We start from the raw sequence: 25,288 nt of genomic DNA, 5'->3' as shown, positions 1-25,288 counted from the left end.
GACGAAGCAGGCAAAATCAGACATTACCGAACGCCGACCGGCACGCAGGAGGCTGACATGCCATTTCATTCCACCCGCCCAATAATCAGACTTTCAGGGAAGAAGGCCGCACCTGCGCGGGCGGGCGTTCACGGCCTGACAAACGATCAGAACCGCTGCGGGACACGGCCGGTGCGGCCCGCCGGGACCACCCCGGTCCGAACGATCGTCCGGTACACCGCCGCCACCTGCTGAATCACTCCCCGGATATCGTGATGATCTGCCACGTATGACCGGGCCAGCAGACCGCGCCGTTCGCACTCGATCCGATCGCCCAGGAATTCGACCAGCCGTTCGGCCATCGCGCCGGGATTCTCCGGCGGCACCACCGCCCGCTCCCGCTCCCCCGGCGGCAGGCACTCCCGGGCCCCCGGCACATCGGTCAGCAGCACCGGCCGCCCGCAGGCCATCGCCTCCAGCGGCGCCAGCGCCATCCCCTCCCAGCGCGAGGGCAGCACCACCAGGTCGGCCGCCGCCAGCCACAGCCGCGGATCGGCCACGTCGCCCACCATCCGCACCCGGGACGGGTCCGGCAGCCCGCGCACCCGCTCGGCCAGCGCCTCGGCGTCCGGGCCGCCGCCGACCAGCACCAGCCGGGCCGCCGGGCGGGCCAGCTGCACCCCGGTCCAGGCGTCCAGCAGCACGTCCTGGCCCTTCTGCCGGCACAGCCGCCCCACGCACACCGCCAGCGGGTCGGCCCGGTCCAGGCCCAGGGTCATCCGGGCGGCCCGCCGGGACGCCGGGTCGGCGGGTGCGAAGTGCTCCAGGTCGACGCCGTTGGGCACCACCCGCCAATCGGCGACCAGCCCGGCCGCCTCGCCGTCCGCCCGCTCCCGCTCGCTGACGCACAGCACGGTGCGGGCCCAGCGGGTGGCGTGCCGCTCCCAGCGCAGGCTGGCCCCGGCCATCGCCCCCTCCACCGCCGCGAACGACCAGGCGTGCGGCTGGAACACGGTGGCCGGGGTGCCGCGGGCCGCCAGCCGCCCGGCCAGCCCGGCCTTCGCGCTGTGCAGGTGCAGCACGTCCGGCCCGACCCGGCGGACCAGCCGGCGCAGCCGCCACACCTCCCCGGCGGTGGACGGGCCGGGCGAGCGTTCGGCGGGCCAGTCCAGCACCCGGGCGCCGGCCGCGGCGGCCTCGCGGGCGAGCCGGCCGCCGGGCGGGCAGGCCACCAGCACCCGGCACCCGGCCGCGCGCTGCCCGCGCACCAGGTCCACCACCACCCGGGCCACCCCGCCGTCGACCGGCTGGGACACATGAAGGATCGTCATCTGCACGGCCCGGAGCCTAAGTTGACGGCGACCGCCGACCGGGCCGGCTTCACCCGTCCCGGGGAAGCAGAACACCCGTACGGATGACGCGCCGTACGGGTGTCCGAGTGCTGCCGGGGCTCGGGGCGGCTCAGCCGAGTTCGGCCGCCAGGTTGGCCAGCACCTGGTCGTGGATCCGGTTGAGGCCCTTCGGCGCGAAGGTGCGCTCGAAGAAGCCGCCGATCCCGGTGGCGCCGGTCCAGCTCGCCTCCACGGTGACCCGGCTGCCGCTCCCGCCGTCCGCCGCCACCGTCCAGGTGATCACCATCGAGGAGTTGGCGTCGGTCTCCACCAGCTTCTCCGGGCCGGGCGCCGACACCGTGAACAGGCAGTCCCGGACCCGCTTCTCGGTCGCCCGGAGCTTCCAGTGCACCTGCGTCCCGGCGCCCCGGCCGCCGGCCCGCACCTCGTACTCGCTGTACTGCGCGGGCAGCAGCTTCGGCCGGGTCACCTCGTAGTCGGCCAGCGCCTCGTACACCCGCGCCGGGTCGGCCCCGTACGTCCGCTCGGTGGTGGCGTGCACCTTGCCCATCGCTTCACATCTCCTCGGTCGGCTGCTCGACGGTCGCGCCCAGCCAACCACCGCCGCGACCGGCCGCCAAACCCGGGGCGGTCCCCGCGTTAGGGTGGGCGGATGCTCGACGAGGTGAAGGCGCTGCGCTATGTCGACCCGCTGCGGGCGGGCGGGTCGGTGCCCGGGGTGGTGGAGGCCGACGACCTGGGGACGTACGTGGTGAAGTTCACCGGGGCGGCGCAGGGCGTGAAGGCCCTGGTGGCCGAGGTGATCGTGGGCGAGCTGGCCCGGCGGCTGGGGCTGCGGGTGCCGCCGCTGGTGCTGGTGGACTTCGACCCGGCGGTCGCCGCCGACGAGCCGGACCAGGAGATCCAGGACCTGCTGCGGGCCAGCGCCGGACGGAACCTGGGCATGGACCTGCTGCCGGGCGCGCGGGACTTCCGGCCGGGGATGATCGAGGTGTCCCCCGCCGAGGCGGGCCGGGTGGTCTGGCTGGACGCGCTGACCGGGAACGTCGACCGCAGCGTGCACAACCCCAACCTGATGGTGTGGCACGGGCGGCTGTGGCTGATCGACAACGGCGCGGGCCTGGTCTTCCACCACCGCTGGGCGTCCGCGCCCGCCGCGGTGCACCGGCGCTACGACCTGAGCGGCCACGCGCTGGGCGGCTACGGCCCGGACCTGGCCGCCGCCGACGCCGCGCTCGCCCCGCTGGTGACGCCGGAACTGCTGCGCGAGGTCGCCGCGCTGGTGCCGGACGCCTGGCTGGCCGGCGAGCCGGGCTTCGACTCGCCGGCCGCGGTGCGGGAGGCGTACGTGGCGCACCTGGCCGCCCGGGTGGCGCACTCGGCCGCCTGGCTGCCGGAGGGCTTCGCGACGCCCGAGCAGATCCGGGCCGCCGAGGAGCGGGCCGCCGCCGCGCGGCTGGCGGCCCGTCCGGCCTGGCTCAAGCAGGTGCCGAACCGGGCCGGCCTGGCCCCGGTGGAGTCGGACTGGTCCCGGCACGTCGGCGACGGCGGGTGACCCGCCGCCCGGCGGTCGGCGTCCCTGCGTCGCGTCAGAGGCGCCACCGGTCGGCGGCCTTGGCGGCGGAGACCACGCCCGCGCCGTAGAAGCCGTTGTCGTGTCCGGAGCCCTCGCAGGTGGCCCGGTAGAGCCCGGTGCCGCCCGGGTCGAGGACCCCGCCGGTCGGGCAGGCGTGCGGGTCGGCCTGGTCGACCAGCAGGGCGCGCAGCTGCTCGGGGCCGGCCCACGGGTGGGTGGAGGCGAGCAGCGCGGCCACCCCGGCCACGTGCGGGGAGGCCATCGAGGTGCCCGACATGTAGCCGTACGTGCCGCCGGGGAGGGTGGAGAGCACCCCGCCCTTGGCGTCCGGGGTGTCCGGCACCTGGTAGCGGCTGTCGCCGCCGGGGGCCGCCACGGTGACCTTGTGCAGGCCGTAGCTGGAGTAGTACGACTTGTCGCCCTTGACGCCGATCGCGGAGACCGCGACCACGCCGGGCAGTTCGGCGGGCAGGTCCAGGCAGTCGGCGCCGATCGGCCGGGTGGCCGGGACGGTGTCGTCGGGGCTGGAGACGTCGACCGTCTTGTGCGCCAGGTCGATGTTCTCGTTGCCCGCGGCGGCGACGTTGAGCACGCCGTTGCGGCGCGAGTAGTCGACGGCCCGGCGGACCGCCTCGCTGACCGCGGCCTGGTCGGGGTCGTCGGCGCAGTTGAACATCCACGGGTCCACGTAGTAGCTGTTGTTGGTGACCTGGAAGTGGTGCTCGGCGGCCCAGACGAAGCCGCAGATCGCGTACTCGGGGTAGATGAACCCGCCGTCGTCGACCACCTTGACGGCGGCCAGCCGGACGCCGGGGGCGATGCCCTCGACGCCCTTGCCGTTCTTGGCGGCGGCGATGGTGCCGGCCACGTGGGTGCCGTGGCTGCTGGTGGTGGGCTGCCAGGACTGCCAGCTGGTGTCGGGGCTGCCGCTGAGGCAGGACGCGGAGAGCTCCGGGTCGACGTTGGCGGCGAGGTCCTCGTGGGTGGCGTCGATGCCGGAGTCGAGCACGCCGACCACCACCGAGCGGCTGCCGAGGGTCTGCCGGTGCGCCCGGTCGACGCCGATCTGCCGCATGTCCCACTGGTTGGCCCAGAGCGGTTCGCTGCCGTCGGCGGGCGCGGTGGCCGGGACGGCGGCCTCCTGGACGACGCCCTCCACGTCGGCGGCCTCGATGCCCGCGGTGCGGCTGGCGCCGACCGAGTCGACGGTCTTCGACGCCCGCAGCCGGGCGGCGAAGCCGGGGTCGGTGGAGCGGGCGATCACCACGCCTATCCGCTCGTAGGAGGCGACCACGGTGCCGCCGGCCGCCCTGATCTCGCGTTCGGCCTTCTGGGTCTGGCCGTGGTTGGCCCTGGTGTTGACGACGTAGCTGAGCAGTGGTCCGTCGGCGGTCGCCGCGGCCGCGCCGGCGGTGGGCAGGGCCAGTGCTCCGGCCGTGGCGAGCGCGAGACAGGCCGCGGTGAGTGCGGAACGGCGGATCCGGGGAACGCTCATAGGGGTTGACCCTCCCGAGTGTCGGCGGCGCGATCGTGGGTGATCGATGGCGTCCGAATGGCCGGGAGACTATTCAGCACATATGACAAAAATCAAGAGGGAGTAAAACAATCTCCTCAGAACGGGCGAGTGCCCGGTCCGCTGTCGGTCGGACCGGGCACTCGCGCTCGGGTGACGGCTCGTCAGCCGCCGGGTCGCTCCGCCGACGGCCCGTCAGCCGCCGAACAGCTCGCCGTAGGTCGCCATCGCCGTGGCGATGTCGGCCTGCGCCCAGAACCGGTGGTACGTGAAGGTCGGCGCGGCGCCGCCGTTCAGGTACGCCTGGACCTTGGCGAACGACGGGTCGTTCCGGTAGAAGGACCGGATCGACAGGAAGGTGGAGGCGCTGTTGACCGGGTCCCCGTTGGGCATGGTGCCGGTCCAGCCGCTCGGCACCGAGACCGGCTCGTTGAAGCGGCTGTAGTCGGTGCGGGTCTCCGGCACCGAGACGCCCAGCGCGTCCTGGTTGTTGGCCCACATGCCGTCGAGCAGCTTCTGCGCGGCGCCCTTGGCCGCCGCGTTGCCGGACTTGGCCGCGTAGTAGGCCAGCAGCTTGGCGTAGGAGCCGGCCACCCCGACGTCGTTGGTGTAGTCGACCACGCTCACGTGCAGGCCGGTGTTGGCGCCCGGGGAGGCGGCGTTCCAGGTGTCCGGCTTGCCGCTCCAGGCCAGCGTGGACGGGATCTTGTAGCTGCCGTCCGCGGCGAAGGTGGTCTTGGACAGCGCCCAGGTCACCCACTTGTCCAGGATCGCCTTGGCCTTCGGGTCGCCGCTGGAGTAGTAGTACTCGGCCATCCGCTCCAGGCCCCAGGCCTGGAAGCCGAACCACTGGTTGGAGGCCGGGTCGTGGTAGACCGGCGCCTCGTCGTAGAACATCCCGTAGAAGGTCGGGGTGCCGGCCGGCGGGGTCCCGTAGTCGCCCTCCCAGCTGTTGGTCGCGCCGCCCGCGATCGCGCCCTCGCTGGACTGCAGCCACTGGGTGAACTCGACCTGGCGGCCCATCGAGGTGGTCCAGTCGGACTTGCCGGTGGCCGACTTAGGGGCCATCGCCGGGTCGTTGACCAGCGCGTACGCGGCCATCGGGTTCTGGTAGCCGCCGTGCGCCGCGCTGTCGCCGATCCGCCAGGACCAGCCGGCCGAGGTGTCGGTGGCGCCGCCCCAGGCGTAGTACCAGGAGAGCAGGTAGTGCTCGGAGCTCTTGCCGCTGCCGGCCGCGCAGCTGTTCGGGCCGACGCAGTTGCCGATCTGCTTGAAGTACTTGTCGAAGAACGAGTACCGCAGGTAGTCGCCCATCTTGCCGGCCTTGGCCACCGTGGTGGCCACCTTCGCGCCGTTGCCCTGCGCCTTGGCCCAGGTGTCGGCCCAGTACGCGGCCTGGACGGCGCGCGCGTCGGCGTCCGGCGCGTCGGTGTACTTCCACTGCTTGGCGTAGGAGTTGTCCTTGACGAACAGGTCCAGGTACCCGTTCTTGCCGCCGTACCTGAAGTTGTCGCAGGTGGGCTGCGGGATGGTCTCCCACACCGACTCCTGCGCGCCGCGCTGGTAGGTGTTGATGAACGACGGGCCGGTGTCGCTCGGGCCGGCCTCGCACTTGCCGGGCGCGTTGCCGTAGCCGTAGACGTTGTCCACGTCCTGCAGCCAGTGCATGCCGTAGACGTCGTCGGTGCCGTAGGCGCTCTTCAGCTCGCCGGCGATCGGGTCGGCGCCCGCGGTGACCGAGGTGTCCAGCGCCGCCGGGTAGTCGCTCGGCAGCGGGCGCTCGGGCGCGTAGGTGGCCGGCTTGGACGCGTTGTAGAACGCGTTGGTCGGCTGGTCGGCGTGGCCCGGGATCATGTACGTCTCCATGAGCGTCCACGCCGCGTTGAACTTCGACCAGTCCTGGGTGACCCGCCCGTACTGGGCCTCCAGCCAGAGCAGGTACGAGTACGCCTCCGAGGTGGTCTCGTGGCCCTGGTCGGGGGCCTCGACCAGCAGGGTCTCCACCGAGTGGTAGGGGATGCCCTCCGGCGAGAAGTAGCCGTTCGCCGGGTCCTTGATCTTGTTGTAGAGCTGGAGGAACCGGTCGTTGTACACGCCCGAGGCGGCGGCCAGCTCGGTCACCGTGACCGCCGAGGAGGTGTACCCGGTGGCGGTGGAGGTGAAGGTCGCCGAGCCGGTGGAGGAGGCGTCGGCGGTGAGCGTGACGGTCTGCGCCGTCGACCAGTTGGCCGGGGTGAAGGTCAGCGTCGCGCCGGAGCTGACGGACAGTCCGGTGTTGCCCGCGGTCCGGGTGGTGGTGACGGTGACGTTGGCGCTCGGCTGGCTGCTGAGCTTGACCGCGAAGCCGCCGGTCTTGCCCTGGTTGACCGAGAGGGTCAGCGGGGTGGCGGTGATCGCCGGGCCGGCCGCCACCGTGATGCCCGCCGGGGTCGACTCGCCGCTCGCGCCCAGGCTGTCGTACGCCTTGGCGTAGATCGAGTGGCTGCCGCTGGCCGCGCCCGTCCAGGTGAAGGTGTACGGGGCACTGGTGGCGGTGCCGATCAGCGTGGTGTTGTCGTAGAACTCGACCTTGCTGATGCTCGCGCCGTCCGCCGCCGCGGCCGTCGCCGCGAGCGGGACGGCCGCCCCCGCCTGGTAGGTGGCACCGGGGGCGGGGCTGGTCAGGGTGGTGGTCGGGGCCGCGTGGGCGCCGGTGCAGCTGGTGCCGTTGACCGCGAAGGCGGTCGGGGCCGCGTTGGTGCCGCTGTAGGAGAAGTTGGCGCCCGCGGTGGCCGAGCCGCCCGCCGGGATGGTGGCCGCCCAGGCCGGGGCGGCGACGGTGACGTTCTTGCCGGACTGGCTCCAGGTGCCGTTCCAGCCGCTGCCCGAGAGCGTCTGGTTGCCGGTGTAGGAGTAGGTCAGCGTCCAGCCGTTGAGCGCCGCGGCGCCCCGGTTGGTGATCGCCACGTTGGCCGTGAAGCCGCTGCCCCAGTCGTTCGTCGTGTAGTCGACGGAGCACTGGACGGCGGCGGCGGAGGCCGGGACGGCGACCGCGGTCGACAGGCCGGCGGCGAGCAGCGTGAGGGCGGCGGTGAGCGCCGGGACCCGGTTGCGGGGGGTGCGAGGTGGAGACATGACGGCTCCTCGGAGGGGGTGGGTGGGGGAGTCCGAAGACGGTCGTCCGCAGGGCGGATCCGCCGGGCCGTTCTGTGGGAGCGCTCCCAAATATCGGGAGGGCCATCCGCACTGTCAAGAGAGTGAGCGCAGCCGGAACGTGTTGGCAACTCCCTTGCCCCTGGCTATGGTTCGGGGCGGGCCTGTGGGAGCGCGCCCATTTTTCCCCTCCTCCGAGGAGTCGGACATGACCGTCCGCACCACCACCACGGCGCTGGTCGCGGCGCTGGCCGCGACCGCTGCGGCCACCCTCGCGCTCACCGGCGCCGGCCCGGCGGCCGCCGCCGGCGTCCGGTGTTCCGTCGACTACACGACGAACGACTGGGGCAGCGGCTTCACCGCGAACGTGAAACTTACCAACGCCGGCACCGCCCCGATCGACAACTGGAGCGTCGGCTACTCCTACACCGGCAACCAGACCCTCTCCGGCTCCGGCTGGAACGGCACCTGGAGCCAGTCCGGCAAGAACGTCACCGTCGCCGCCCCCGCCTGGGCGACCACCCTCGCGGTCGGCGGCTCGATCAGCGCGGGCGCCAACTTCTCCTACAGCGGCACCAACGCGGCCCCGACCTCGTTCACCGTCAACGGCGTGGCCTGCGACGGGGCGGCGAGCCCGTCGCCGTCGCCGTCCGCTTCGGCGTCCCCCTCCCCCTCCCCCTCCCCCTCGCCCTCGTCGTCGCCGTCCCCCTCGTCGTCGCCGTCGCCGTCGCCGTCGGGGAGCACCGGTACCGGTGGCGGCAAGGCCCCGGCGCTGCGCGTCTCCGGCAACCGGCTGGTGGACGCCAACGGCGCGCAGGTGGTGCTGCGCGGCGTGAACCGCTCCGGCATGGAGTTCATGTGCGTCCAGGGCTACGGCTTCGCCGACGGCCCGGTGGACGCCGCCTCGATCGCCGCGATCAAGAGCTGGAAGGCCAACGCCGTCCGCGTCCCGGTCAACGAGGACTGCTGGAACGGCTACGCCAACGTCAAGCCGGAGTACGCGGGTGAGAACTACCGCACCGCGGTGAAGAACTTCGTCTCCGCGCTGCGGGACGCCGGACTCACCCCGATCATCGACCTGCACTGGACGCAGGGCCTCTACACCGGCAACTCCTCGGGCTGCTCGGACACCAACTCGACCTGCCAGAAGCCGATGCCGGGCGCGGGTGCGGCGACCTTCTGGTCCTCCGTCGCCACCGCCTTCAAGAACGACCCGTCGGTGGTCTTCGACCTGTTCAACGAGCCCTACGCGGACCGCGCCGTCTCCGGCCTCGACCAGGCGTGGAACTGCTGGCGGGACGGCGGCAGCGCCTGCCCCGGCATCGGCTACCCGGTCAGCGGCATGCAGACCCTGGTGAACGCGGTCCGCACCGCGGGCGCGAACAACGTCATCCTGCTCGGCGGCCTGGCCTACTCCAACGACCTCGGCCAGTGGCTGGCCCACAAGCCGACCGACCCGGCGGGCAACCTGGCCGCGGCCTGGCACGTGTACAACTTCAACACCTGCTCCAACCAGTCCTGCTGGAACTCGACCGTGGCGCCGCTGGCCGCGCAGGTCCCGGTGGTGATCGGCGAGATCGGCGAGAACGACTGCGCCCACTCCTTCATCGACCAGGTGATGTCCTGGGCCGACGCCGCCAAGGTCTCCTACCTGGGCTGGACCTGGAACACCTGGGACTGCGGCCAGGGCCCGTCGCTGATCTCCGGCTTCGACGGCACCCCGACCGCGTTCGGCCAGGGCCTCAAGAACCACCTGGCCGCCGTGAACTGACCCCGACCCGATCCCGCGCGGCCGCCCGGCTCCCCCCGGGCGGCCGCGCCGTTCCCGGGAGACGCCTCCCGGAGGGTCGACCCCGCGCCAGGACGACCGGGACGCGGGAGAGGGGCGACCGGCGGGTTCCGGCCCGTCGGCGGCAGGACCGCGAGGAGGGGTGCGGCGTGGTGCGGGGCGCGGCTCGGAGTCGGGTGGGGCCGCCGTGGCGGGCGAAGAACTGCTCGGCGAACAGGGCGAACAGGACCACGTCCCGGTGTTCGCCCGCGACGAAGAAGTGCCGGCCCAGTCGGCCCTCCTCGACGAGGCCGAGCCGCCGCTGGAGGGCCGGCGAGGGCGCGTTGCGGGCGAACACCCGGGCGGTGGCCTTGCGGTGGCGGCGCTCCTCGAACCGGTGGCGCAGCACCAGCCGGACGGCCTCGGTCGCGTAGCCCCGGCGGCGGTGCTCGGCGCCGACGGTGGTGCCGTACTCGAACAGCCCGCTGCGGCTGTCGGCCCGGTGCACGGCGATCGTGCCGACCGCGGTACCGGCCGCGCCGCCGTCGGGGAGCGACTCGATGATCAGCCGGTGGGTGCCGGCGGTCGGGTCGGCGGCGGCCTTCTCCCCGGCCAGCGTCGTCCGGCCCTCGGCGGAGCGCGGCGGGTCGAGCGCGTCCCCGAGCCGCTCCTCCTGCGCGGAGAGCCGGGCCGGCAGCGGTCCGTCCTCCGGCTCGACCGCGCGCAGCCGTACCCGTCGGCCCGTCCAGCAGCTCGCCATCGGAACTTCGCACCACGCCCGGCGTCCCGTCGTCCGCCGGGTCTCCCGGCCCGTTCCGGGGCCGCCGCCTACAATCGGTTCGCCCGGCGCGGGCCGAGCACCATCCGGACGCCCCGGACCGGCGAACCGACCGACTGACGGGCCGTCGGGGCGGCCGACCGGTCGGTCGACGGGCCCGGCGAGGGTGAGGGGTGGAGCGGGTGGCGGCCGAGGAGATACCCGGGGCGCGGGCCGAGCTGCGGCGGCGCGGGGAGCGGCTGTACGCCGAATTCGCGGCGTTACTGGAGGAGTTGGCGCCGGGGCGGGCTCCGGTGGCGGAGTTCCCGGCATACCCGGACGTCGTCAGCGGGGGCCGTCCGCTCAGCTTCGGGTACTACCGGCAGGTCTCCTTCGCCGATCCGCCGAACCGGCCCGGACTGCGGGAACGGGCCGAAGTACTGCTCTCCGCCTGGGAGTTGACGGTGAGTCGGAGCGATTCCGGGTCGGTGGTGCTGCACGCCCGGCGGGCGGACGCCAGGATCCGGCTGCACTTCCACCCGCGGCGCGGCCTGACCCTGTGCCGGGCCGACACCGAGCCGATGGCGATCCACCGCCCGGAGGAGCCCGGCGTCGCGGAGCCGGTGGCGCCGCCCGGGCGGCGCTCCTCCGGCGCGGGCCGGGGCGGGGGTCAGTAGCGGTAGCGGACGGCTTCGACGATCTCCTCGGGGGTGCGGTCGGCGAAGCGGGCGATCTCGGCCTCCCGGACGTCGATGACGGCCTGCCAGAGCTGCTCGCCCATGGCGGCCCGCAGCACCGGCGAGGCGCGCAGTGCGGCGACGGCGTGGCCGAGGGTGGCGGGGAGGCGTTCGGCCGTGCCGTCGGGGTCGCCGGTGGTCTCGGGGGGCAGGCGGAGGGCGGCGTCGAGGCCGGCCAGGCCGGCGGCCAGGACGCCGCCGACGGCGAGGTAGGGGTTGGCGGCGGCGTCGAAGCACTTGATCTCGGCGTTGGCCTGCTCGGGGGCGGAGCCGGTGATCAGGCGGAGCGCGGCCTCCCGGTTCTCCAGGCCCCAGCAGCGGTGCGGGCCGGACCAGCGGCCGGGGACCAGGCGCAGGTAGCTGGCGACGGACGGGGCGCCGAGGGCGAGCAGGGCGGGCAGTTCGGCGAGCACCCCGGCCAGGAACGCCTCGGCCTCCCGGGTGAGCCCGTGCGGGCCGGTGCCGCCGTGGCCGAGGTTGCGGCCGTCGCGCCACAGGCTGAGGTGCAGGTGGCCGCCGTTGCCGACGCCGTCGGGGGCGGTGACGGGGGCGAAGCTGGCCCGCAGGCCGTGCCGGAGCGAGACGGCCTGCACGGTGTGCCGGACCAGCAGGGCGGTGTCGGCGGCCTCGACCGGGCCCTCGGGGGCGACGGACAGCTCGTACTGGCCCTCGGTGTACTCGGGGTGCAGCTGGAGGACGGTCATCCGCTGCTCGCGCAGGGCGCGCAGCAGGTCGCGCAGGTAGTCGCTGTTGCCGATCAGGCGGCGCATGCCGTACGCGGGCCCGGGTTCGCCGCCGTCGACGATCCACTCGACCTCGATGCCGGCCCGGACGGTCAGGCCGTGTCCGGCGAGCGCCTCGGCGGTGCGGCGGGCGAACTGCCGCTGGCAGCCGGGGTGCGGTTCGCCCTGCTGGGTGCGCCGGTCGCCGGGGGCCCAGGCCCAGCCGGGCTGGGCGGCGAGGCGGTGCAGCGCGGTGAGGTCGGGGACCAGGCGCAGGTCGCCGACGGGACCGCCGGAGGGGGCGAGCGAGTCGTCGACCAGGAAGGCGTCGAAGCAGGGCGCGGCGCCGACGCCCCAGCGGGCGGCGGACTCCAGGCCGCGGACCGGGACGGCCTTGACCCGGGTGACGCCCGCGTTGTCGACCCAGCCGACGACGACCCCGTCGACGCCCTCGGCCTCGATCCGGGTGGCGGCCGTCCGGGCCTCGGCGGCGTGGTCGGCGGGCGGCGCGGTGATCCTCATGGGCCCATCCTGACCAGGGCTTTCCGGCCGATCGGGGGAACGCGCCGGGAGGTCACCCGTCCGTGGCCGCACCGATGTGACGCAGGTCACATCGGATGATGAAATTTCCGGGGACGGATTCCCCGTTTAGACATCTGTCCGCAACGAAACGGGGAGATGATCCCCGTATCGGAAACCGCGCCGGAGTCCGCCCGAGGGGCGGTTCCCGGACCCGCCGCCGCTCGAAGGGAGCGCACATGACCGTCGTCGCCGCCGCTCCCGTCCGCCGCGCGGACGCGGCCCGCAACCGGGCCCGCATCGTCTCCGCGGCCCGGGAGGCGTTCGTCGAGTACGGGGCGATGGCCCCGCTGGACGAGATCGCCCGCCGGGCGGGCGTCGGCAACGCCACGCTGTACCGGAACTTCGCCGACCGCCGCGCCCTGATCCACCAGGTGTCGATCGCCGTGATGGAGCGGATCGTGGCGCACGCGCACGCGGCCACCGCGCAGGAGCCCGACTCCTTCGCCGCGTTCAGCCGCTTCGTGCACGCCGCGGCCGAGGAGCGGATCGGCGCGCTCTGCCCCCTGCTGTCCGACCCGATCGACCTGAACGACCCCGAACTCGCCGAAGCCCGCGCCGAGATGAAGCAGGTCACCGAGGACCTCATCGCGCGGGCCCAGGCCGACGGCCTGCTCCGCACCGACGTCGGAGCCGGCGACATCGTCGTCGCCATGGCCCAGCTCACCCGACCGCTCCCCGGCTTCGGCTGCCTCGACCTGGACCCCCACGTCCGGCGTCACCTGCAGTTGCTGCTGGACGGCCTGCGGGCTCCCGCGCCGTCCGTGCTGCCCGGCCGTGCCGCGACCCTGGAGGACCTCACGCCCCGCGTCTGACCCCCCTCGGTCCCGCCCGCGGGCCGACCGGCCTCGCACGCCCCCCGCAAACCTCCCGCAGGAACCGCCCCTCGACGGCGCGACGCCCCTGCACCCCTCCGTACGCTCTCGCACACACAAGTGGGTACCTCCATGTCTGACACCCTCCAGCCGGACCCTCGCCGGTGGAAGGCGCTCGTCTTCATCGCCCTGGCGCAACTGATGGTCGTGCTGGACGCGACCGTGGTGAACATCGCGCTCCCGCACGCGAAGGAAGACCTCGGCTTCGCCGACAGCACCACCCAGTGGGTGATCACCGCTTACGCGCTGGCCTTCGGCAGCCTGCTGCTGTTCGGCGGCCGGGTCGCCGACCTGTGGGGCCGCCGCCGGACCTTCATGGTCGGCCTGGTCGGCTTCGCCGCGGCCTCCGCGCTCGGCGGCGCCGCCGCCAACACCAGCATGCTGCTCGGCGCCCGCGCCCTGCAGGGCGTGTTCGGCGCGCTGCTGGCGCCCGCCGCGCTGTCCCTGCTGGCCGTGATGTTCACCGACGGCAAGGAGCGCGCCAAGGCGTTCGGCATCTACGGTGCGGTGGCCGGCGGTGGCGGCGCGATCGGCCTGATCCTGGGCGGCGCCCTCACCGAGTACCTGAACTGGCGCTGGACCTTCTACGTCAACATCCCGTTCGCCCTGGTCGCCATCGCGGGCGCGGTGCTGGTCATCAGCGAGCCGGCCGTCGGCCACAACCGCAACCGCCTCGACATCCCGGGCGTGCTGCTGGTCACCACCGGCCTGGTCTCCCTGGTGTACGGCTTCACCCGGGCCGAGCAGGAGGGCTGGGGCGACAGCAGCACCATCGGCCTGTTCGTCGCCGCCGCCGTGCTGCTCGCCGCGTTCGCGGTGGTCGAGGGCCGGGTCAAGGCCCCGCTGCTGCCGCTGCGCGTGGTCACCGACCGCAACCGCGGCGGTGTCTACCTCTCGCTCGGCATGGCCGTGATCGGCATGTTCGGCCTGTTCCTCTTCCTCACCCTCTACATGCAGGGCGTGCTGGGCTACAAGCCGCTGGTCAACGGCTTCGCCTTCCTCCCGATGGTGGCCGGCATGATCACCGGCTCCACCCAGATCGGCGCCCGCCTGATGACCCGGGTCCCGGCCCGCTACCTGATGGCGCCCGGCTTCCTGGTCGCCTCGCTCGGCCTGCTGATCCTCACCCAGATCGACGTCGGCACCTCGTACTGGCAGATCCTGCCCGGCCTGATCCTGATGGGCCTCGGCATGGGCACCGCGTTCATGCCCGCGATGAGCCTGGCCACCTACGGCGTGCAGCCGCGGGACGCCGGTGTCGCCTCCGCGATGGTCAACACCTCCCAGCAGGTCGGCGGCGCGATCGGCACCGCCCTGCTGAGCACCGTCGCCCACAGCGCCGGCACCTCCTGGGCCAAGGCCCACGCGGCCACCGCCACCGACCAGCAGCTGTTCCAGCTCCAGGCCCAGGTGCACTCGTACTCGGTGGCCATCTGGTGGGCCTTCGGCATCCTGGTCCTGGCCGGCGTCACCGCCTTCGCCCTGATCAACGCCGGCAAGCCCGAGCACCACACCGAGGGCGCCCCGGCCGAGGACGCCGTCCCGGTCATGGCGCACTGACCCTCCCCGCAGCACCCACCACGACGGCCCGCCCGGAACCCTCCGGGCGGGCCGTCCGGCGTCTCAGCGGCTGAACTCCTTGAGCTCCTCGGTGTCGAGGCTGACGTTCACCGGCTCCGGCAGCTCCACGACGTGCCCGTAGGTCAGCGTCACGACACTGCGGTAGCGCCCGTCCTCCGGCTCGCTGTGCACCGAGACCGAACCCGCGTCGCGGTCCACCAGCAGGAACACCGGGATACCGGTCTCCGCGTAGGTCCTCGGCTTCTCGACCCGGTCGCGCCGGTCGGCGTCGGCGTCGGCGTCGGCGTCGTACGAGGTCACCTCGACCACCATGAGGACCCCGACCGGATCGGCCCACTCCCCCTGGCCCGCGAAGTTCCGCCGCGGCGCGAGCGAACCGTCCGGCTTGGCCAGCCCGTCGCGGTGGTTCGCCACCTGCAGGCCCTGCTCGGGGTAGAGCCGGAGATCCGGGCGCTGGGCCAGGCAGCGTTCCAGCAGCCACATGACGATCTCGCCGTGGTCGCCGTCGGGCACCGGCTTGACTCCGATCCTGCCGTTGACGAACTCGAGCACCACGTCTTCCCGCTCGGCCGCTACGGCGATCTCCCTGAACTGCTCGAGTTCCATCTGCGGACGCTCAGTCGTCATGACAGCCGTGGTGTCCTCCTTCGGCAGCTGCGGCCACAGGATGGGCCGGTGCGCGGGGCCGGCGTGCCGCTTCCCCTCTTCCTACCCGTCGGTAGCTGGGCTACAGTGTCGGCACGCGTCAGCGCCGGGCTTCGGGAGCCGCACCGGCAGGGCGCCTTCGCACCGCACCGTGTGCGTGTCGGCGTCGCTTCATGATCTGGCGGAGCGCCTGAGCACCACGGCACCACCCCTCGACGGAACCGGAGCGGACCGGTCCGTACCGCGGGGCGCCGCTGTTCTTCTTCCGTTCCCGTTTCTCCCGCGCCGTCGGCGCACCCTCCCCCGTCACACCCTCCGTCCGGGTTCGCGCTGTCGCGGCCGGGCGGTGGCGGGGGCCGCGGCGCGGGGCCCTGACCAAGGAGTATGGACAATGGAGCGTCCCTTCCCCACTGTCGCCGTCGTCGGCCTGGGCACCATGGGTGCCGGGGTGGCCGTGGCCCTCGCCCGCAGCGGCCGCCGGGTGATCGGCGTGGAGGCCGGTCCGACGCAGGCGCTGCGGGCGCTGGACCGGATCGAGGCGTCCACCGCGCGGGCGGTGGAGCGCGAGCGGCTGACCGCCGCGGAGCGGACGGCGCTGCTGGAGCTGATCGAGGTCGGCGACGACCTGGCCGCGGCGGCCGGGGCCGACCTGGTGGTCGAGGAGGTCCCGGAGGACCTGGAGCTCAAGCGCGCGCTGTTCGCCGAGCTGGACCGGATCTGCCCGCCGGAGACGGTGCTGGCGACCGGCACCACCGCGCTGAGCGTGACCCGGATCGCGGCGGCCACCGGCCGCCCGGAGCGGGTGCTGGGCGTGCACTTCTTCAACCCGGTGCACAGCATGCGCCTGGTGGAGGTGGTCCGCACCGTGCTGACCTCCCCCCGGGCGGCCGAGCAGGTCGCCGAGTTGGCCCGCGACCTGGACAAGGAGCCGGTGGCGGCGGGCGACCGGGCCGGGTTCATCGCCAACGGCCTGCTGTTCGCGTACCTGAACCAGGCGGCGGCGATGTTCGAGTCCCGGTACGCGACCCGGGAGGACATCGACGCGGCGATGCGGCTGGGCTGCGGCCTGCCGATGGGCCCGCTGGCGCTGCTGGACCTGATCGGCGTGGACACCGCCCGCACCGTGCTGGAGGCGATGTACGCGCAGTCCCAGGACCGGCTGCACGCCCCGGCGCCGATCCTGGGCCAGCTGGTCGCGGCGGGCCTGCTGGGCCGCAAGTCGGGCCGCGGCTTCTACACCTACGAGGCCCCGGGCTCGTCCAGGGTGGTCGCCGAGGAGACCGCGGCGGCGGAGGCCCGGCCGGCCGGGCGCGCGGTGCGCAGCATCGCGGTGTGCGGCAGCGGGACGATGGCGACCGGCATCGTGGAGGTGTTCGCCAAGGCGGGCTTCCCGGTGCTGCTGGCGGCCCGCAGCCGGGAGAAGGCGGAGCTGGCGAAGGCCCGGCTGGCGGGGTCGCTGGAGCGTTCGGTGGCCAAGGGGCGGCTGACCGGGGAGCAGCGGGACGCGGCGCTGGCGCTGGTCGTCCCGACCGGCTCGTACCGGGACCTGGCGGACGCCGACCTGGTGGTGGAGGCGGTGGCCGAGGACCTGGCGGTCAAGCGCGAGCTGTTCACCGTGCTGGACGGGATCGTCAAGCCGGGCGCGGTGCTGGCCACCACCACCTCCTCGCTGCCGGTGATCTCCTGCGCGACGGCCACCTCGCGGCCGCGGGACGTGGTCGGGATGCACTTCTTCAACCCGGCGCCGGCCATGAAGCTGGTCGAGGTGGTCTCCACGGTGCTGACCGCGGAGGACGTCACGGCGACCGTGCTGGAGCTGTGCGCGAAGGTGCGCAAGCACCCGGTGGAGTGCGGCGACCGGGCCGGGTTCATCGTGAACGCGCTGCTGTTCCCGTACCTGAACGACGCGGTACGGATGCTCCAGGAGCACTACGCGACGGTGGACGACATCGACACCGCGATGAAGCTGGGCTGCGGCTACCCGATGGGCCCGTTCGAACTGCTGGACGTGGTGGGCCTGGACGTGTCGCTGACCATCGAGCAGGTGCTGCACCACGAGTTCCGCGAGCCGGGGCTGGCGGCGGCGCCGCTGCTGGAGCACCTGGTGGCGGCGGGCTGCCTGGGGCGCAAGACGGGGCGTGGTTTCCGTGACCACGCACGGCGATGACCGGCCGTCCGGTGCCCGCTCCGGGGGGCCGTCCGGTGCCCGGCGGGGGCGTCAACCCGCTTGCGGCGAAGCCTCCTTGGGGCCCGGGCGCGGTCTCCTCGCGGTGGCCGCGGCCCGCCGTGGCGCCGCCCGCGGCCCCGGTGCGCCGGGGCAGGCCGGCCGGGGCCGGGGCGGGTGCGTGTAGCGTTCCGAACATGGATCGCCAGACCTCGCCCCCCCAGCAGCAGCCGCCGGCCGCCGGGCCCGATCAGCCGCGGGCGGGGGTGGAGTCCGGGCCGGGCAGCCGCCGGGCCGCCGCCCAGCGGCTGCAGATGCGCCAGGACCTCACCGCCGCGGCGATGGAGCTGTTCGCCACCCAGGGGTACGAGGAGACGACGGTCGATCAGATCGCGGCCGCCGCCGGGGTCGCCCGGCGGACCTTCTTCCGGTACTTCCGGTCGAAGGAGGAGGCGATCTTCCCGGACCACGACGACACCCTGGTGCGGGTGGCGGACCTGCTGGCCAGCGCCGACGCCGAGGAGCACCCGCTGGACGTGGTGTGCCGCGGCATCAAGGAGGTGCTGCGGATGTACGCCTCCACGCCGGAGATGTCGGTGGCCCGCTACCAGCTGATCCGGCAGGTCCCGGCGCTGCGCGAGCGGGAGATCGCGGTGGTCTCCCGCTACGAGCGGCTGTTCACCCGCTACCTGCTGGGCCGGTTCGACGCGGCCGAGCAGACCCCGCCGGGCTGGCAGCGCGGCGGGGACGACGACTCGATGCTGGCCGAGGTGTCGGCGGCGGCGGTGGTCGCGGCGCACAACCACGTGCTGCGGCGCTGGCTGCGGGCCGGCGGCCACGGGGACGTGGAGGCGCAGCTCGACCACTCCTTCGGGGTGATCCGGGGGACGTTCTGGCCGACCCCGCCGAGCGGTGCCCGCCGCCGCGGCACCACGCTGGCACCCGGTGCCACTGGTGACGGAGCGTCACCGGAGGAGCCCGGGGCGGTGAGCGCACTGAGTGCCAGTCCGAGCGGTGAGGTACTGATCACAGTCGCCCGGACGGACGCACCGCTGGAGGCGGTGGTGGATTCGATCAGAGCCGCCCTGGCCGGGAGAACTCCCGCGTAATCCAGGCGGTTTTCGCAGATCACCGGCACATTCGAAGGCCCGTTCCCGGTTTCGGGGACGGGCCTTCGGCGTTCCCCGACCGGCCGGGCACGGCGTGTCCTGGCTCACGCCACGACTTGGCACCGCGTGTCTTTACGAGTGGCACAGGGTGCCATTACCGTGTTCCCACCGGCTGCGGCGCCGCGGCTCCCCACCTCGGCGCGCCGTCTTCCGGCGTCCCCCACCGAGGGGACGAGCACCAGCACCACCCACGCGACACCACCCACCCGTCGCACCAGCCAAGCACCACCCTCAGACCCCTCAACGCGAAGCCGGTGTCCGCTCCCGGCTCCCCCAGACGCCCTGTGTCCCTCGCACAGGTACGCCTTCGGAGGCAGCCATGCAGGAAATTCTCGACGCGATCCTCAGCGGCGACGCCACGTCCGCCGACTACGCCGCCCTGGCGCTGCCCGAGTCCTACCGGGCGGTGACGCTCCACAAGGACGAGGAGCAGATGTTCGCCGGGCTGGCCAGCCGGGACAAGGACCCGCGCAAGTCGCTCCACCTGGATGACGTCCCGCTGCCCGAACTCGGCCCGGGCGAAGCCCTGGTGGCCGTGATGGCCAGCTCGGTCAACTACAACACCGTGTGGAGCTCGATCTTCGAGCCGGTCTCCACCTTCGGTTTCCTGGAGCGCTACGGCCGCCTCTCGCCGCTGACCGCGCGCCACGACCTGCCGTACCACGTGCTCGGCTCCGACCTGGCGGGCGTGGTGCTGCGCACCGGCGCCGGCGTCAACGCCTGGAAGCCCGGCGACGAGGTCGTCGCGCACTGCCTGTCGGTCGAACTCGAGTCCCCCGACGGCCACAACGACACCATGATGGACCCGGAGCAGCGGATCTGGGGCTTCGAGACCAACTTCGGCGGCCTGGCCCAGCTCGCCCTGGTCAAGACCAACCAGCTGCTCCCCAAGCCCAAGCACCTGACCTGGGAGGAGGCCGCCTCCCCGGGCCTGGTCAACTCCACCGCCTACCGCCAGCTGGTCTCCCGCAACGGCGCCGGCATGAAGCAGGGCGACAACGTGCTGATCTGGGGCGCCAGCGGCGGCCTCGGCTCGTACGCCACCCAGTACGCGCTGGCCGGCGGCGCCACCCCGATCTGCGTGGTCTCCAGCCCGCAGAAGGCGGACATCTGCCGGGCGATGGGCGCCGAGGCGATCATCGACCGCTCCGCCGAGGGCTACAAGTTCTGGAAGGACGAGAACAACCAGGACCCGCGCGAGTGGAAGCGCCTGGGCGCGAAGATCCGCGAGTTCACCGGCGGCGAGGACGTGGACATCGTCTTCGAGCACCCGGGCCGGGAGACCTTCGGCGCCTCGGTGTACGTCACCCGCAAGGGCGGCACCATCGTCACCTGCGCCTCCACCTCCGGCTACATGCACCAGTACGACAACCGCTACCTGTGGATGTCGCTCAAGCGCATCGTCGGCTCGCACTTCGCCAACTACCGCGAGGCGTTCGAGGCCAACCGGCTGGTCGCCAAGGGCAAGATCCACCCGACCCTGTCCAAGGTCTACGCGCTGGAGGAGACCGGCCAGGCCGCCCTGGACGTGCACCACAACAAGCACCAGGGCAAGGTCGGCGTCCTCTGCCTGGCCCCGCAGGAGGGTCTGGGCGTGCGCGACACCGAACTGCGCGAGCAGCACCTGACCAAGATCAACGCCTTCCGGAACGTCTGATGGGCGCCCAGGAGCGCGACCGTCCCTGGCTGATGCGGACCTACGCCGGGCACTCCACCGCGAGCGACTCCAACGCGCTGTACCGGCGCAACCTCGCGAAGGGGCAGACCGGTCTGTCGGTGGCGTTCGACCTGCCGACCCAGACCGGCTACGACTCCGACCACGTCCTCGCCCGCGGCGAGGTCGGCCGGGTCGGCGTGCCGGTCGGGCACCTGGGCGACATGCGGACGCTGTTCGACGGCATCCCGCTGGAGCGCACCAACACCTCGATGACGATCAACGCCACCGCGATGTGGCTGCTGGCGCTCTACCAGGTGGTCGCCGAGGAGCAGGGCGCGGACATCGCCGGGCTCACCGGCACCACCCAGAACGACATCGTCAAGGAGTACCTGTCGCGCGGGACGCACGTCTTCCCGCCCGGCCCCTCGGTGCGGCTGATCACCGACATGATCGCCTACACGGTGGCGCACATCCCCAAGTGGAACCCGATCAACATCTGCAGCTACCACCTGCAGGAGGCCGGGGCGACGCCCGTCCAGGAGATCGCCTACTCGATGTGCACCGCGATCGCCGTCCTGGACGCCGTCCGCGACTCCGGGCAGGTCCCGGCCGAGCGGATGAGCGAGGTGGTCGGCCGGATCTCCTTCTTCGTCAACGCGGGCGTCCGCTTCGTCGAGGAGATGTGCAAGATGCGGGCCTTCAACCGGCTCTGGGAGAAGGTCACCCGGGAGCGCTACGGCATCGAGGACGCCAAGCAGCGCCGGTTCCGCTACGGCGTGCAGGTCAACTCGCTCGGCCTGACCGAGGCCCAGCCGGAGAACAACGTCCAGCGGATCGTGCTGGAGATGCTGGCCGTCACGCTCTCCAAGGACGCCCGGGCCCGGGCCGTCCAGCTCCCGGCCTGGAACGAGGCGCTGGGCCTGCCCCGGCCGTGGGACCAGCAGTGGTCGCTGCGGATCCAGCAGGTGCTGGCGTACGAGTCGGACCTGCTGGAGTACGGCGACCTGTTCGACGGCTCGCACGTGGTGGAGGCGAAGACCGCCGAACTGCTGGCCGGCGCCGAGGCGGAGATCGCCAAGGTGCTGGAGATGGGCGGGGTGATCCCGGCCGTCGAGTCCGGCTACCTGAAGTCCAACCTGGTCGCCTCGCACGCCGAGCGGCGGGCCCGGATCGAGGCCGGCCAGGACAAGATCATCGGCGTCAACTGCTTCGACACCACCGAGGAGAACCCGCTCACCGCGGACCTGGACACCGCCGTCATGGTGGTCGACCCGGCCGCCGAGCGCTCGGTGCTGGCCAACCTGGAGTCCTGGCGGGCCGGGCGCGACGAGGCCGCCGTGCGGGACGCGCTGGCCCGGCTCAAGGAGGTGGCCGCCACCGCGGAGAACCTGATGGAGGCCACCCTGGCCTGCGCCCGGGCCGGTGCCACCACCGGCGAGTGGTCGTTCGCGCTGCGCGAGGTGTTCGGCGAGTACCGCGCCCCCACCGGCGTGGGCGGCGCCCCGGTCGCGGTCGCGGCCGAGCCGGGCGGCGAACTCGCCGCCGTGCGCGAGGCGGTGGCCGCCACCGCCGCCGAGCTGGGCGCCGGCAAGCTGCGCCTGCTGGTCGGCAAGCCCGGCCTGGACGGGCACTCCAACGGCGCCGAGCAGATCGCCGTCCGGGCCCGCGACGCCGGGTTCGAGGTGGTCTACCAGGGCATCCGCCTGACGCCCGAGCAGATCGTCTCGGCGGCCGTCGCCGAGGACGTGCACTGCGTGGGCCTGTCCATCCTGTCCGGCGCGCACCCCGAGCTGGTGCCGGACGTCCTGCACCGGCTGCGCCGCGCGGGGGTGGAGGATGTGCCGGTGATCGTGGGTGGCATCATCCCGGCAGCCGACGCGGAGGTCCTGCGGACCGCCGGCGTGGCCGCCGTGTTCACACCCAAGGACTTCGGCATCACCACCATCATCGGCCGGATCGTGGACGAGATCCGGCTGGCCAACAGGCTCCAGCCCTGGGCCGCGACCACCGCCGCGACCAGCTGACCCCGGAAGGAACACCCCTCCTCATGACGACCGTGAACCGCCTCCGTCCGCGCCGTTCCTGCCTGGCCGTGCCCGGCAGCAACCCGCGCTTCCTGGAGAAGGCCCAGGGCCTGCCGGCCGACCAGGTCTTCCTGGACCTGGAGGACGCCTGCGCCCCGCTGGTCAAGGAGAGCGCCCGGCACCACATCGTGGACGCCCTCAACAACGGCGACTGGGGCGGCAAGACCCGGGTCGTCCGGGTCAACGACTGGACCACGCACTGGACCTACCGCGACGTGATCACCGTCGTCGAGGGCGCCGGCCAGAACCTGGACTGCATCATGCTGCCCAAGGTGCAGGACGCCCAGCAGGTGGTCGCCCTGGACCTGCTGCTCACCCAGATCGAGAAGACGGTCGGCCTGGAGGTCGGCAAGATCGGCATCGAGGCGCAGATCGAGAACGCCAAGGGCCTGATCAACGTCGACGCGATCGCCGCGGCCTCGCCCCGGCTGGAGACCGTCATCTTCGGCCCGGCCGACTTCATGGCCTCGATCAACATGAAGTCCCTGGTGGTCGGCGAGCAGCCGCCCGGCTACGGCGCCGACGCCTACCACTACATCCTGATGCGCATCCTGATGGCCGCCCGGGCCAACGACCTGCAGGCGATCGACGGCCCCTACCTGCAGATCCGCAACCAGGAGGGCTACCGCGAGGTGGCCCGCCGCTCGGCCGCGCTGGGCTTCGACGGCAAGTGGGTGCTGCACCCGGACCAGGTCGGCGCCGCGAACGAGATCTACTCGCCCTCCCAGGAGGACTACGACCACGCCGAGCTGATCCTGGACGCCTACGACTGGTGCACCTCCGAGGCCGGCGGCGCCAAGGGCTCGGCGATGCTCGGCGACGAGATGATCGACGAGGCCAGCCGCAAGATGGCCCTGGTCATCGCGGGCAAGGGCCGGGCCGCGGGCATGGAGCGCACCACCAAGTTCGAGATCCCGGAGAGCTGAGCCATGCAGTTCGGACGCACCTACGAGGAGTTCGAGGTCGGCGCGGTCTACAAGCACTGGCCCGGCAAGACGGTCACCGAGTACGACGACCACCTGTTCTGCCTGCTCACCATGAACCACCACCCGCTGCATCTGGACGCCAACTACGCGACCACCACCGTGCAGGGGAAGAACGTCGTGGTCGGCAACTACGTCTACTCGCTGCTGCTCGGCATGTCGGTGCCGGACGTCTCCGGCAAGGCGATCGCCAACCTGGAGATCGAGTCGCTGCGGCACGTCGCGCCGACCTTCCACGGCGACACGCTGTACGGCGAGACCACCGTTCTCGACAAGCGCATGACATCGAAGCCGGATCGCGGCATCGTGTACGTCGAGACCAAGGGCTACAACCAGGACGGCACCGTCGTCTGCACCTTCCGCCGCAAGGTGATGGTGCCGACCGCGACGTACGTGGCGGAGCGCGGCGGCGAACAGCCCGGCCGCCCCGAGCCGCTCGCCTGAGCGCCCTCCAGAGCCCCGGACGGGCGGGCCGCCGTCATCGGCCTTCGCCCCACCCGGTTCCCGGGGGCTCCGCGGCAGCCACGCGCCGCGGAGCCCCCCAACCCCACCCCTCCGCCCTCACACCCTTCCGGAGCCGCACGATGGGACGCCTCGCACAGACCGACGGCCTCACCGAGATCCAGCGGGACATCCTCGCCACCGTGCGGGAGTTCGTCGACAAGGAGATCATCCCGGTCGCCACCGAGCTGGAGCACCGGGACGAGTACCCGACCGCCATCGTCGAGGGGATGAAGCAGCTCGGCCTGTTCGGGCTGACCATCCCCGAGGAGTACGGCGGCCTGGGCGAGTCGCTGCTCACCTACGCCCTGGTGGTGGAGGAGATCGCCCGCGGCTGGATGTCGGTCTCCGGCATCGTCAACACCCACTTCATCGTGGCGCACATGATCAACGCGCACGGCACCCCGGAGCAGAAGGAGCACTTCCTGCCGAGGATGGCGGCCGGCGAGCTGCGCGGCGCCTTCTCGATGTCCGAGCCCGGCCTGGGCTCCGATGTCTCGGCGATCTCCACCAAGGGCGTCCGGGACGGCGACGCGTACGTCCTGAACGGCCAGAAGATGTGGCTGACCAACGGCGGCACCTCCTCGCTGGTCGCGGTGCTCTGCAAGACCGACGAGGGCGGCAGCACCCCCTACAAGAACATGACCACCTTCCTGATCGAGAAGACCCCCGGCTTCGGGGCCAACCCGACCGTGCCCGGCCTGACCGTGCCCGGCAAGATCGAGAAGATGGGCTACAAGGGCGTCGACACCACCGAGTTGGTGCTCCAGGACGTCCGGGTCCCGGCCGACCGGGTCCTCGGCGGCGTCCCCGGCAAGGGCTTCTACCAGATGATGGACGGCGTCGAGGTCGGCCGGGTCAACGTGGCCGCGCGCGGCTGCGGGGTGGCCCGCCGCGCCTTCGAGCTGGGCATCTCCTACGCCCAGCAGCGGGTCACCTTCGGCAAGCGGATCGCCGAGCACCAGGCGATCCAGTTCAAGCTGGCCGAGATGGCCACCAAGGTCGAGGCCGCGCACCAGATGATGGTGATGGCCGCCCGCAAGAAGGACAGCGGGCAGCGCAACGACCTGGAGGCCGGCATGGCGAAGTACCTGGCCTCCGAGTACTGCAAGGAGGTCGTCGAGGACTCGTTCCGGATCCACGGCGGCTACGGCTTCTCCAAGGAGTACGAGATCGAGCGGCTGTACCGGGAGGCCCCGATGCTGCTGATCGGTGAAGGTACGGCGGAGATCCAGAAGATGATCGTGGGACGCCGGCTGCTGGAGGAGTACCGGCTCGCCGACTGAAGACCCTCTCCCGGTACGGACGGTGGGCGTGCGGCCCGCCGTCCGCACCGCGCCGCGCCCGCCCCGGCCTGGTCAGCCGTCCCAGGGGCGGGACCGGCGCTTGAGGCGGGGGGGGGGGGCGGGGGGGGGGGGGGGGGCCCCCCGGCGGCCCCCCCCCCCCCCCCCGGCCCCCCCCCCCCCCCCGCGGCGGGGCCCCCCCCCCCCCCCCCCCCCCGGGGGGGCCCCCCC

The 25,288-nt window shown here is 72.9% G+C and carries 19 protein-coding genes; 12 read left to right on the top strand and 7 right to left on the bottom strand.

Annotated elements, in window-relative coordinates:
• Positions 1–146: 146 nt before the first annotated feature.
• Entirely contained in the window at positions 147–1,310 is a 1,164-nt protein-coding gene (locus ACIP60_RS29925) for a glycosyltransferase (RefSeq protein ID WP_400690120.1), read from the bottom strand.
• A 130-nt stretch (positions 1,311–1,440) separates the two neighbouring features.
• A complete protein-coding gene (locus ACIP60_RS29920) occupies positions 1,441–1,881 on the bottom strand; it encodes an SRPBCC family protein (RefSeq protein ID WP_400690117.1) in 441 nt (146 codons plus the stop codon).
• Positions 1,882–1,983: 102 nt separating this feature from the next.
• Between ACIP60_RS29920 and ACIP60_RS29915 the strand changes: the two genes are divergently transcribed.
• Complete coding sequence (locus tag ACIP60_RS29915) at positions 1,984–2,886, top strand: HipA family kinase (protein ID WP_400690114.1); 903 nt, start codon at positions 1,984–1,986, stop codon at positions 2,884–2,886.
• A gap of 34 nt (positions 2,887–2,920) precedes the next feature.
• On the opposite strand, the gene ACIP60_RS29910 is transcribed toward ACIP60_RS29915, so the two are convergent.
• Together ACIP60_RS29910 and ACIP60_RS29905 are read right to left on the bottom strand one after the other, a co-directional pair.
• The gene (locus tag ACIP60_RS29910; RefSeq protein WP_400690111.1) at positions 2,921–4,402 is read right to left on the bottom strand and encodes a S8 family peptidase; all 1,482 of its coding nucleotides are present in this window, start codon (positions 4,400–4,402) and stop codon (positions 2,921–2,923) included.
• A 213-nt stretch (positions 4,403–4,615) separates the two neighbouring features.
• Positions 4,616–7,534, bottom strand: coding sequence for a glycoside hydrolase family 48 protein (locus ACIP60_RS29905; RefSeq protein WP_400690108.1), 2,919 nt, complete (start codon positions 7,532–7,534; stop codon positions 4,616–4,618).
• A gap of 226 nt (positions 7,535–7,760) precedes the next feature.
• On the opposite strand from ACIP60_RS29905, the gene ACIP60_RS29900 reads away from it, so the two are divergent.
• Complete coding sequence (locus ACIP60_RS29900) at positions 7,761–9,323, top strand: cellulase family glycosylhydrolase (protein WP_400690105.1); 1,563 nt, start codon at positions 7,761–7,763, stop codon at positions 9,321–9,323.
• On the opposite strand, the gene ACIP60_RS29895 is transcribed toward ACIP60_RS29900, so the two are convergent.
• Positions 9,295–10,080, bottom strand: a complete 786-nt coding sequence (locus ACIP60_RS29895) for a GNAT family N-acetyltransferase (protein WP_400690103.1) — start codon at positions 10,078–10,080, stop codon at positions 9,295–9,297. The genes ACIP60_RS29900 and ACIP60_RS29895 overlap by 29 nt on opposite strands.
• A 191-nt stretch (positions 10,081–10,271) precedes the next feature.
• Here ACIP60_RS29895 and ACIP60_RS29890 point away from each other — a divergent pair, with 191 nt between their 5' ends.
• On the top strand, positions 10,272–10,754 hold the full coding sequence (locus ACIP60_RS29890; protein WP_400690101.1) for a hypothetical protein: 483 nt from the start codon (positions 10,272–10,274) through the stop codon (positions 10,752–10,754).
• Here ACIP60_RS29890 and ACIP60_RS29885 read toward each other — a convergent pair.
• Positions 10,748–12,058 carry a glutamine synthetase gene (locus ACIP60_RS29885; protein ID WP_400690098.1) on the bottom strand — a complete coding sequence of 437 codons (1,311 nt, stop codon included), beginning with the start codon at positions 12,056–12,058 and terminating at the stop codon, positions 10,748–10,750. The genes ACIP60_RS29890 and ACIP60_RS29885 overlap by 7 nt on opposite strands.
• A gap of 236 nt (positions 12,059–12,294) precedes the next feature.
• Here ACIP60_RS29885 and ACIP60_RS29880 point away from each other — a divergent pair, with 236 nt between their 5' ends.
• Positions 12,295–12,930, top strand: a complete 636-nt coding sequence (locus ACIP60_RS29880; RefSeq protein ID WP_400690095.1) for a TetR/AcrR family transcriptional regulator — start codon at positions 12,295–12,297, stop codon at positions 12,928–12,930.
• 132 nt (positions 12,931–13,062) lie between these two features.
• On the top strand, positions 13,063–14,550 hold the full coding sequence (locus ACIP60_RS29875; RefSeq protein WP_100840175.1) for an MFS transporter: 1,488 nt from the start codon (positions 13,063–13,065) through the stop codon (positions 14,548–14,550).
• Between the two features lie 63 nt (positions 14,551–14,613).
• Here the strand turns inward: ACIP60_RS29875 and ACIP60_RS29870 are convergent, their stop codons facing one another.
• A complete protein-coding gene (locus ACIP60_RS29870) occupies positions 14,614–15,198 on the bottom strand; it encodes a Uma2 family endonuclease (protein ID WP_400690091.1) in 585 nt (194 codons plus the stop codon).
• A 409-nt stretch (positions 15,199–15,607) separates the two neighbouring features.
• On the opposite strand from ACIP60_RS29870, the gene ACIP60_RS29865 reads away from it, so the two are divergent.
• The 7 genes from ACIP60_RS29865 (at position 15,608) to ACIP60_RS29835 (ending at position 25,060) form a co-directional block, all read left to right on the top strand.
• The gene (locus tag ACIP60_RS29865; RefSeq protein WP_400690088.1) at positions 15,608–17,383 is read left to right on the top strand and encodes a 3-hydroxyacyl-CoA dehydrogenase family protein; all 1,776 of its coding nucleotides are present in this window, start codon (positions 15,608–15,610) and stop codon (positions 17,381–17,383) included.
• Between the two features lie 194 nt (positions 17,384–17,577).
• A complete protein-coding gene (locus ACIP60_RS29860; RefSeq protein ID WP_400690085.1) occupies positions 17,578–18,489 on the top strand; it encodes a TetR family transcriptional regulator in 912 nt (303 codons plus the stop codon).
• Positions 18,490–18,868: 379 nt separating this feature from the next.
• Positions 18,869–20,206: a crotonyl-CoA carboxylase/reductase gene (gene ccrA / locus ACIP60_RS29855; RefSeq protein WP_400690082.1), complete on the top strand. Its 1,338-nt coding sequence runs from the start codon at positions 18,869–18,871 to the stop codon at positions 20,204–20,206.
• Positions 20,206–22,230: a protein meaA gene (locus tag ACIP60_RS29850; protein ID WP_400690079.1), complete on the top strand. Its 2,025-nt coding sequence runs from the start codon at positions 20,206–20,208 to the stop codon at positions 22,228–22,230. Before ccrA ends, ACIP60_RS29850 begins: the two co-directional genes overlap by 1 nt.
• Positions 22,231–22,253: 23 nt before the next feature.
• Complete coding sequence (locus ACIP60_RS29845) at positions 22,254–23,216, top strand: HpcH/HpaI aldolase/citrate lyase family protein (RefSeq protein ID WP_400690076.1); 963 nt, start codon at positions 22,254–22,256, stop codon at positions 23,214–23,216.
• Positions 23,217–23,219: 3 nt separating this feature from the next.
• Positions 23,220–23,717 carry a MaoC family dehydratase gene (locus tag ACIP60_RS29840; protein ID WP_100840182.1) on the top strand — a complete coding sequence of 166 codons (498 nt, stop codon included), beginning with the start codon at positions 23,220–23,222 and terminating at the stop codon, positions 23,715–23,717.
• Positions 23,718–23,857: 140 nt separating this feature from the next.
• On the top strand, positions 23,858–25,060 hold the full coding sequence (locus tag ACIP60_RS29835; RefSeq protein WP_100840183.1) for an acyl-CoA dehydrogenase family protein: 1,203 nt from the start codon (positions 23,858–23,860) through the stop codon (positions 25,058–25,060).
• Positions 25,061–25,288: the final 228 nt, after the last annotated feature.

The organism is Kitasatospora sp. NPDC088783 (genome assembly GCF_044750705.1).
GTDB classification, from domain to species: Bacteria; Actinomycetota; Actinomycetes; order Streptomycetales; family Streptomycetaceae; genus Kitasatospora; species Kitasatospora fiedleri.
This window is presented reverse-complemented; position numbering and strand designations above follow the sequence as displayed.

What these genes read in the sequence shown, in the direction of transcription:
- ccrA (WP_400690082.1), top strand. Translation starts at nt 18,869, where the DNA reads ATGCAGGAAATTCTCGACGCGATCCTCAGCGGCGACGCCACGTCCGCC.
- ACIP60_RS29925 (WP_400690120.1), bottom strand. Translation starts at nt 1,310, where the DNA reads ATGACGATCCTTCATGTGTCCCAGCCGGTCGACGGCGGGGTGGCCCGG.
- ACIP60_RS29865 (WP_400690088.1), top strand. Translation starts at nt 15,608, where the DNA reads ATGGAGCGTCCCTTCCCCACTGTCGCCGTCGTCGGCCTGGGCACCATG.
- ACIP60_RS29840 (WP_100840182.1), top strand. Translation starts at nt 23,220, where the DNA reads ATGCAGTTCGGACGCACCTACGAGGAGTTCGAGGTCGGCGCGGTCTAC.
- ACIP60_RS29915 (WP_400690114.1), top strand. Translation starts at nt 1,984, where the DNA reads ATGCTCGACGAGGTGAAGGCGCTGCGCTATGTCGACCCGCTGCGGGCG.
- ACIP60_RS29900 (WP_400690105.1), top strand. Translation starts at nt 7,761, where the DNA reads ATGACCGTCCGCACCACCACCACGGCGCTGGTCGCGGCGCTGGCCGCG.
- ACIP60_RS29860 (WP_400690085.1), top strand. Translation starts at nt 17,578, where the DNA reads ATGGATCGCCAGACCTCGCCCCCCCAGCAGCAGCCGCCGGCCGCCGGG.
- ACIP60_RS29850 (WP_400690079.1), top strand. Translation starts at nt 20,206, where the DNA reads ATGGGCGCCCAGGAGCGCGACCGTCCCTGGCTGATGCGGACCTACGCC.
- ACIP60_RS29905 (WP_400690108.1), bottom strand. Translation starts at nt 7,534, where the DNA reads ATGTCTCCACCTCGCACCCCCCGCAACCGGGTCCCGGCGCTCACCGCC.
- ACIP60_RS29870 (WP_400690091.1), bottom strand. Translation starts at nt 15,198, where the DNA reads ATGACGACTGAGCGTCCGCAGATGGAACTCGAGCAGTTCAGGGAGATC.
- ACIP60_RS29880 (WP_400690095.1), top strand. Translation starts at nt 12,295, where the DNA reads ATGACCGTCGTCGCCGCCGCTCCCGTCCGCCGCGCGGACGCGGCCCGC.
- ACIP60_RS29920 (WP_400690117.1), bottom strand. Translation starts at nt 1,881, where the DNA reads ATGGGCAAGGTGCACGCCACCACCGAGCGGACGTACGGGGCCGACCCG.
- ACIP60_RS29835 (WP_100840183.1), top strand. Translation starts at nt 23,858, where the DNA reads ATGGGACGCCTCGCACAGACCGACGGCCTCACCGAGATCCAGCGGGAC.
- ACIP60_RS29895 (WP_400690103.1), bottom strand. Translation starts at nt 10,080, where the DNA reads ATGGCGAGCTGCTGGACGGGCCGACGGGTACGGCTGCGCGCGGTCGAG.
- ACIP60_RS29875 (WP_100840175.1), top strand. Translation starts at nt 13,063, where the DNA reads ATGTCTGACACCCTCCAGCCGGACCCTCGCCGGTGGAAGGCGCTCGTC.
- ACIP60_RS29845 (WP_400690076.1), top strand. Translation starts at nt 22,254, where the DNA reads ATGACGACCGTGAACCGCCTCCGTCCGCGCCGTTCCTGCCTGGCCGTG.
- ACIP60_RS29885 (WP_400690098.1), bottom strand. Translation starts at nt 12,058, where the DNA reads ATGAGGATCACCGCGCCGCCCGCCGACCACGCCGCCGAGGCCCGGACG.
- ACIP60_RS29910 (WP_400690111.1), bottom strand. Translation starts at nt 4,402, where the DNA reads ATGAGCGTTCCCCGGATCCGCCGTTCCGCACTCACCGCGGCCTGTCTC.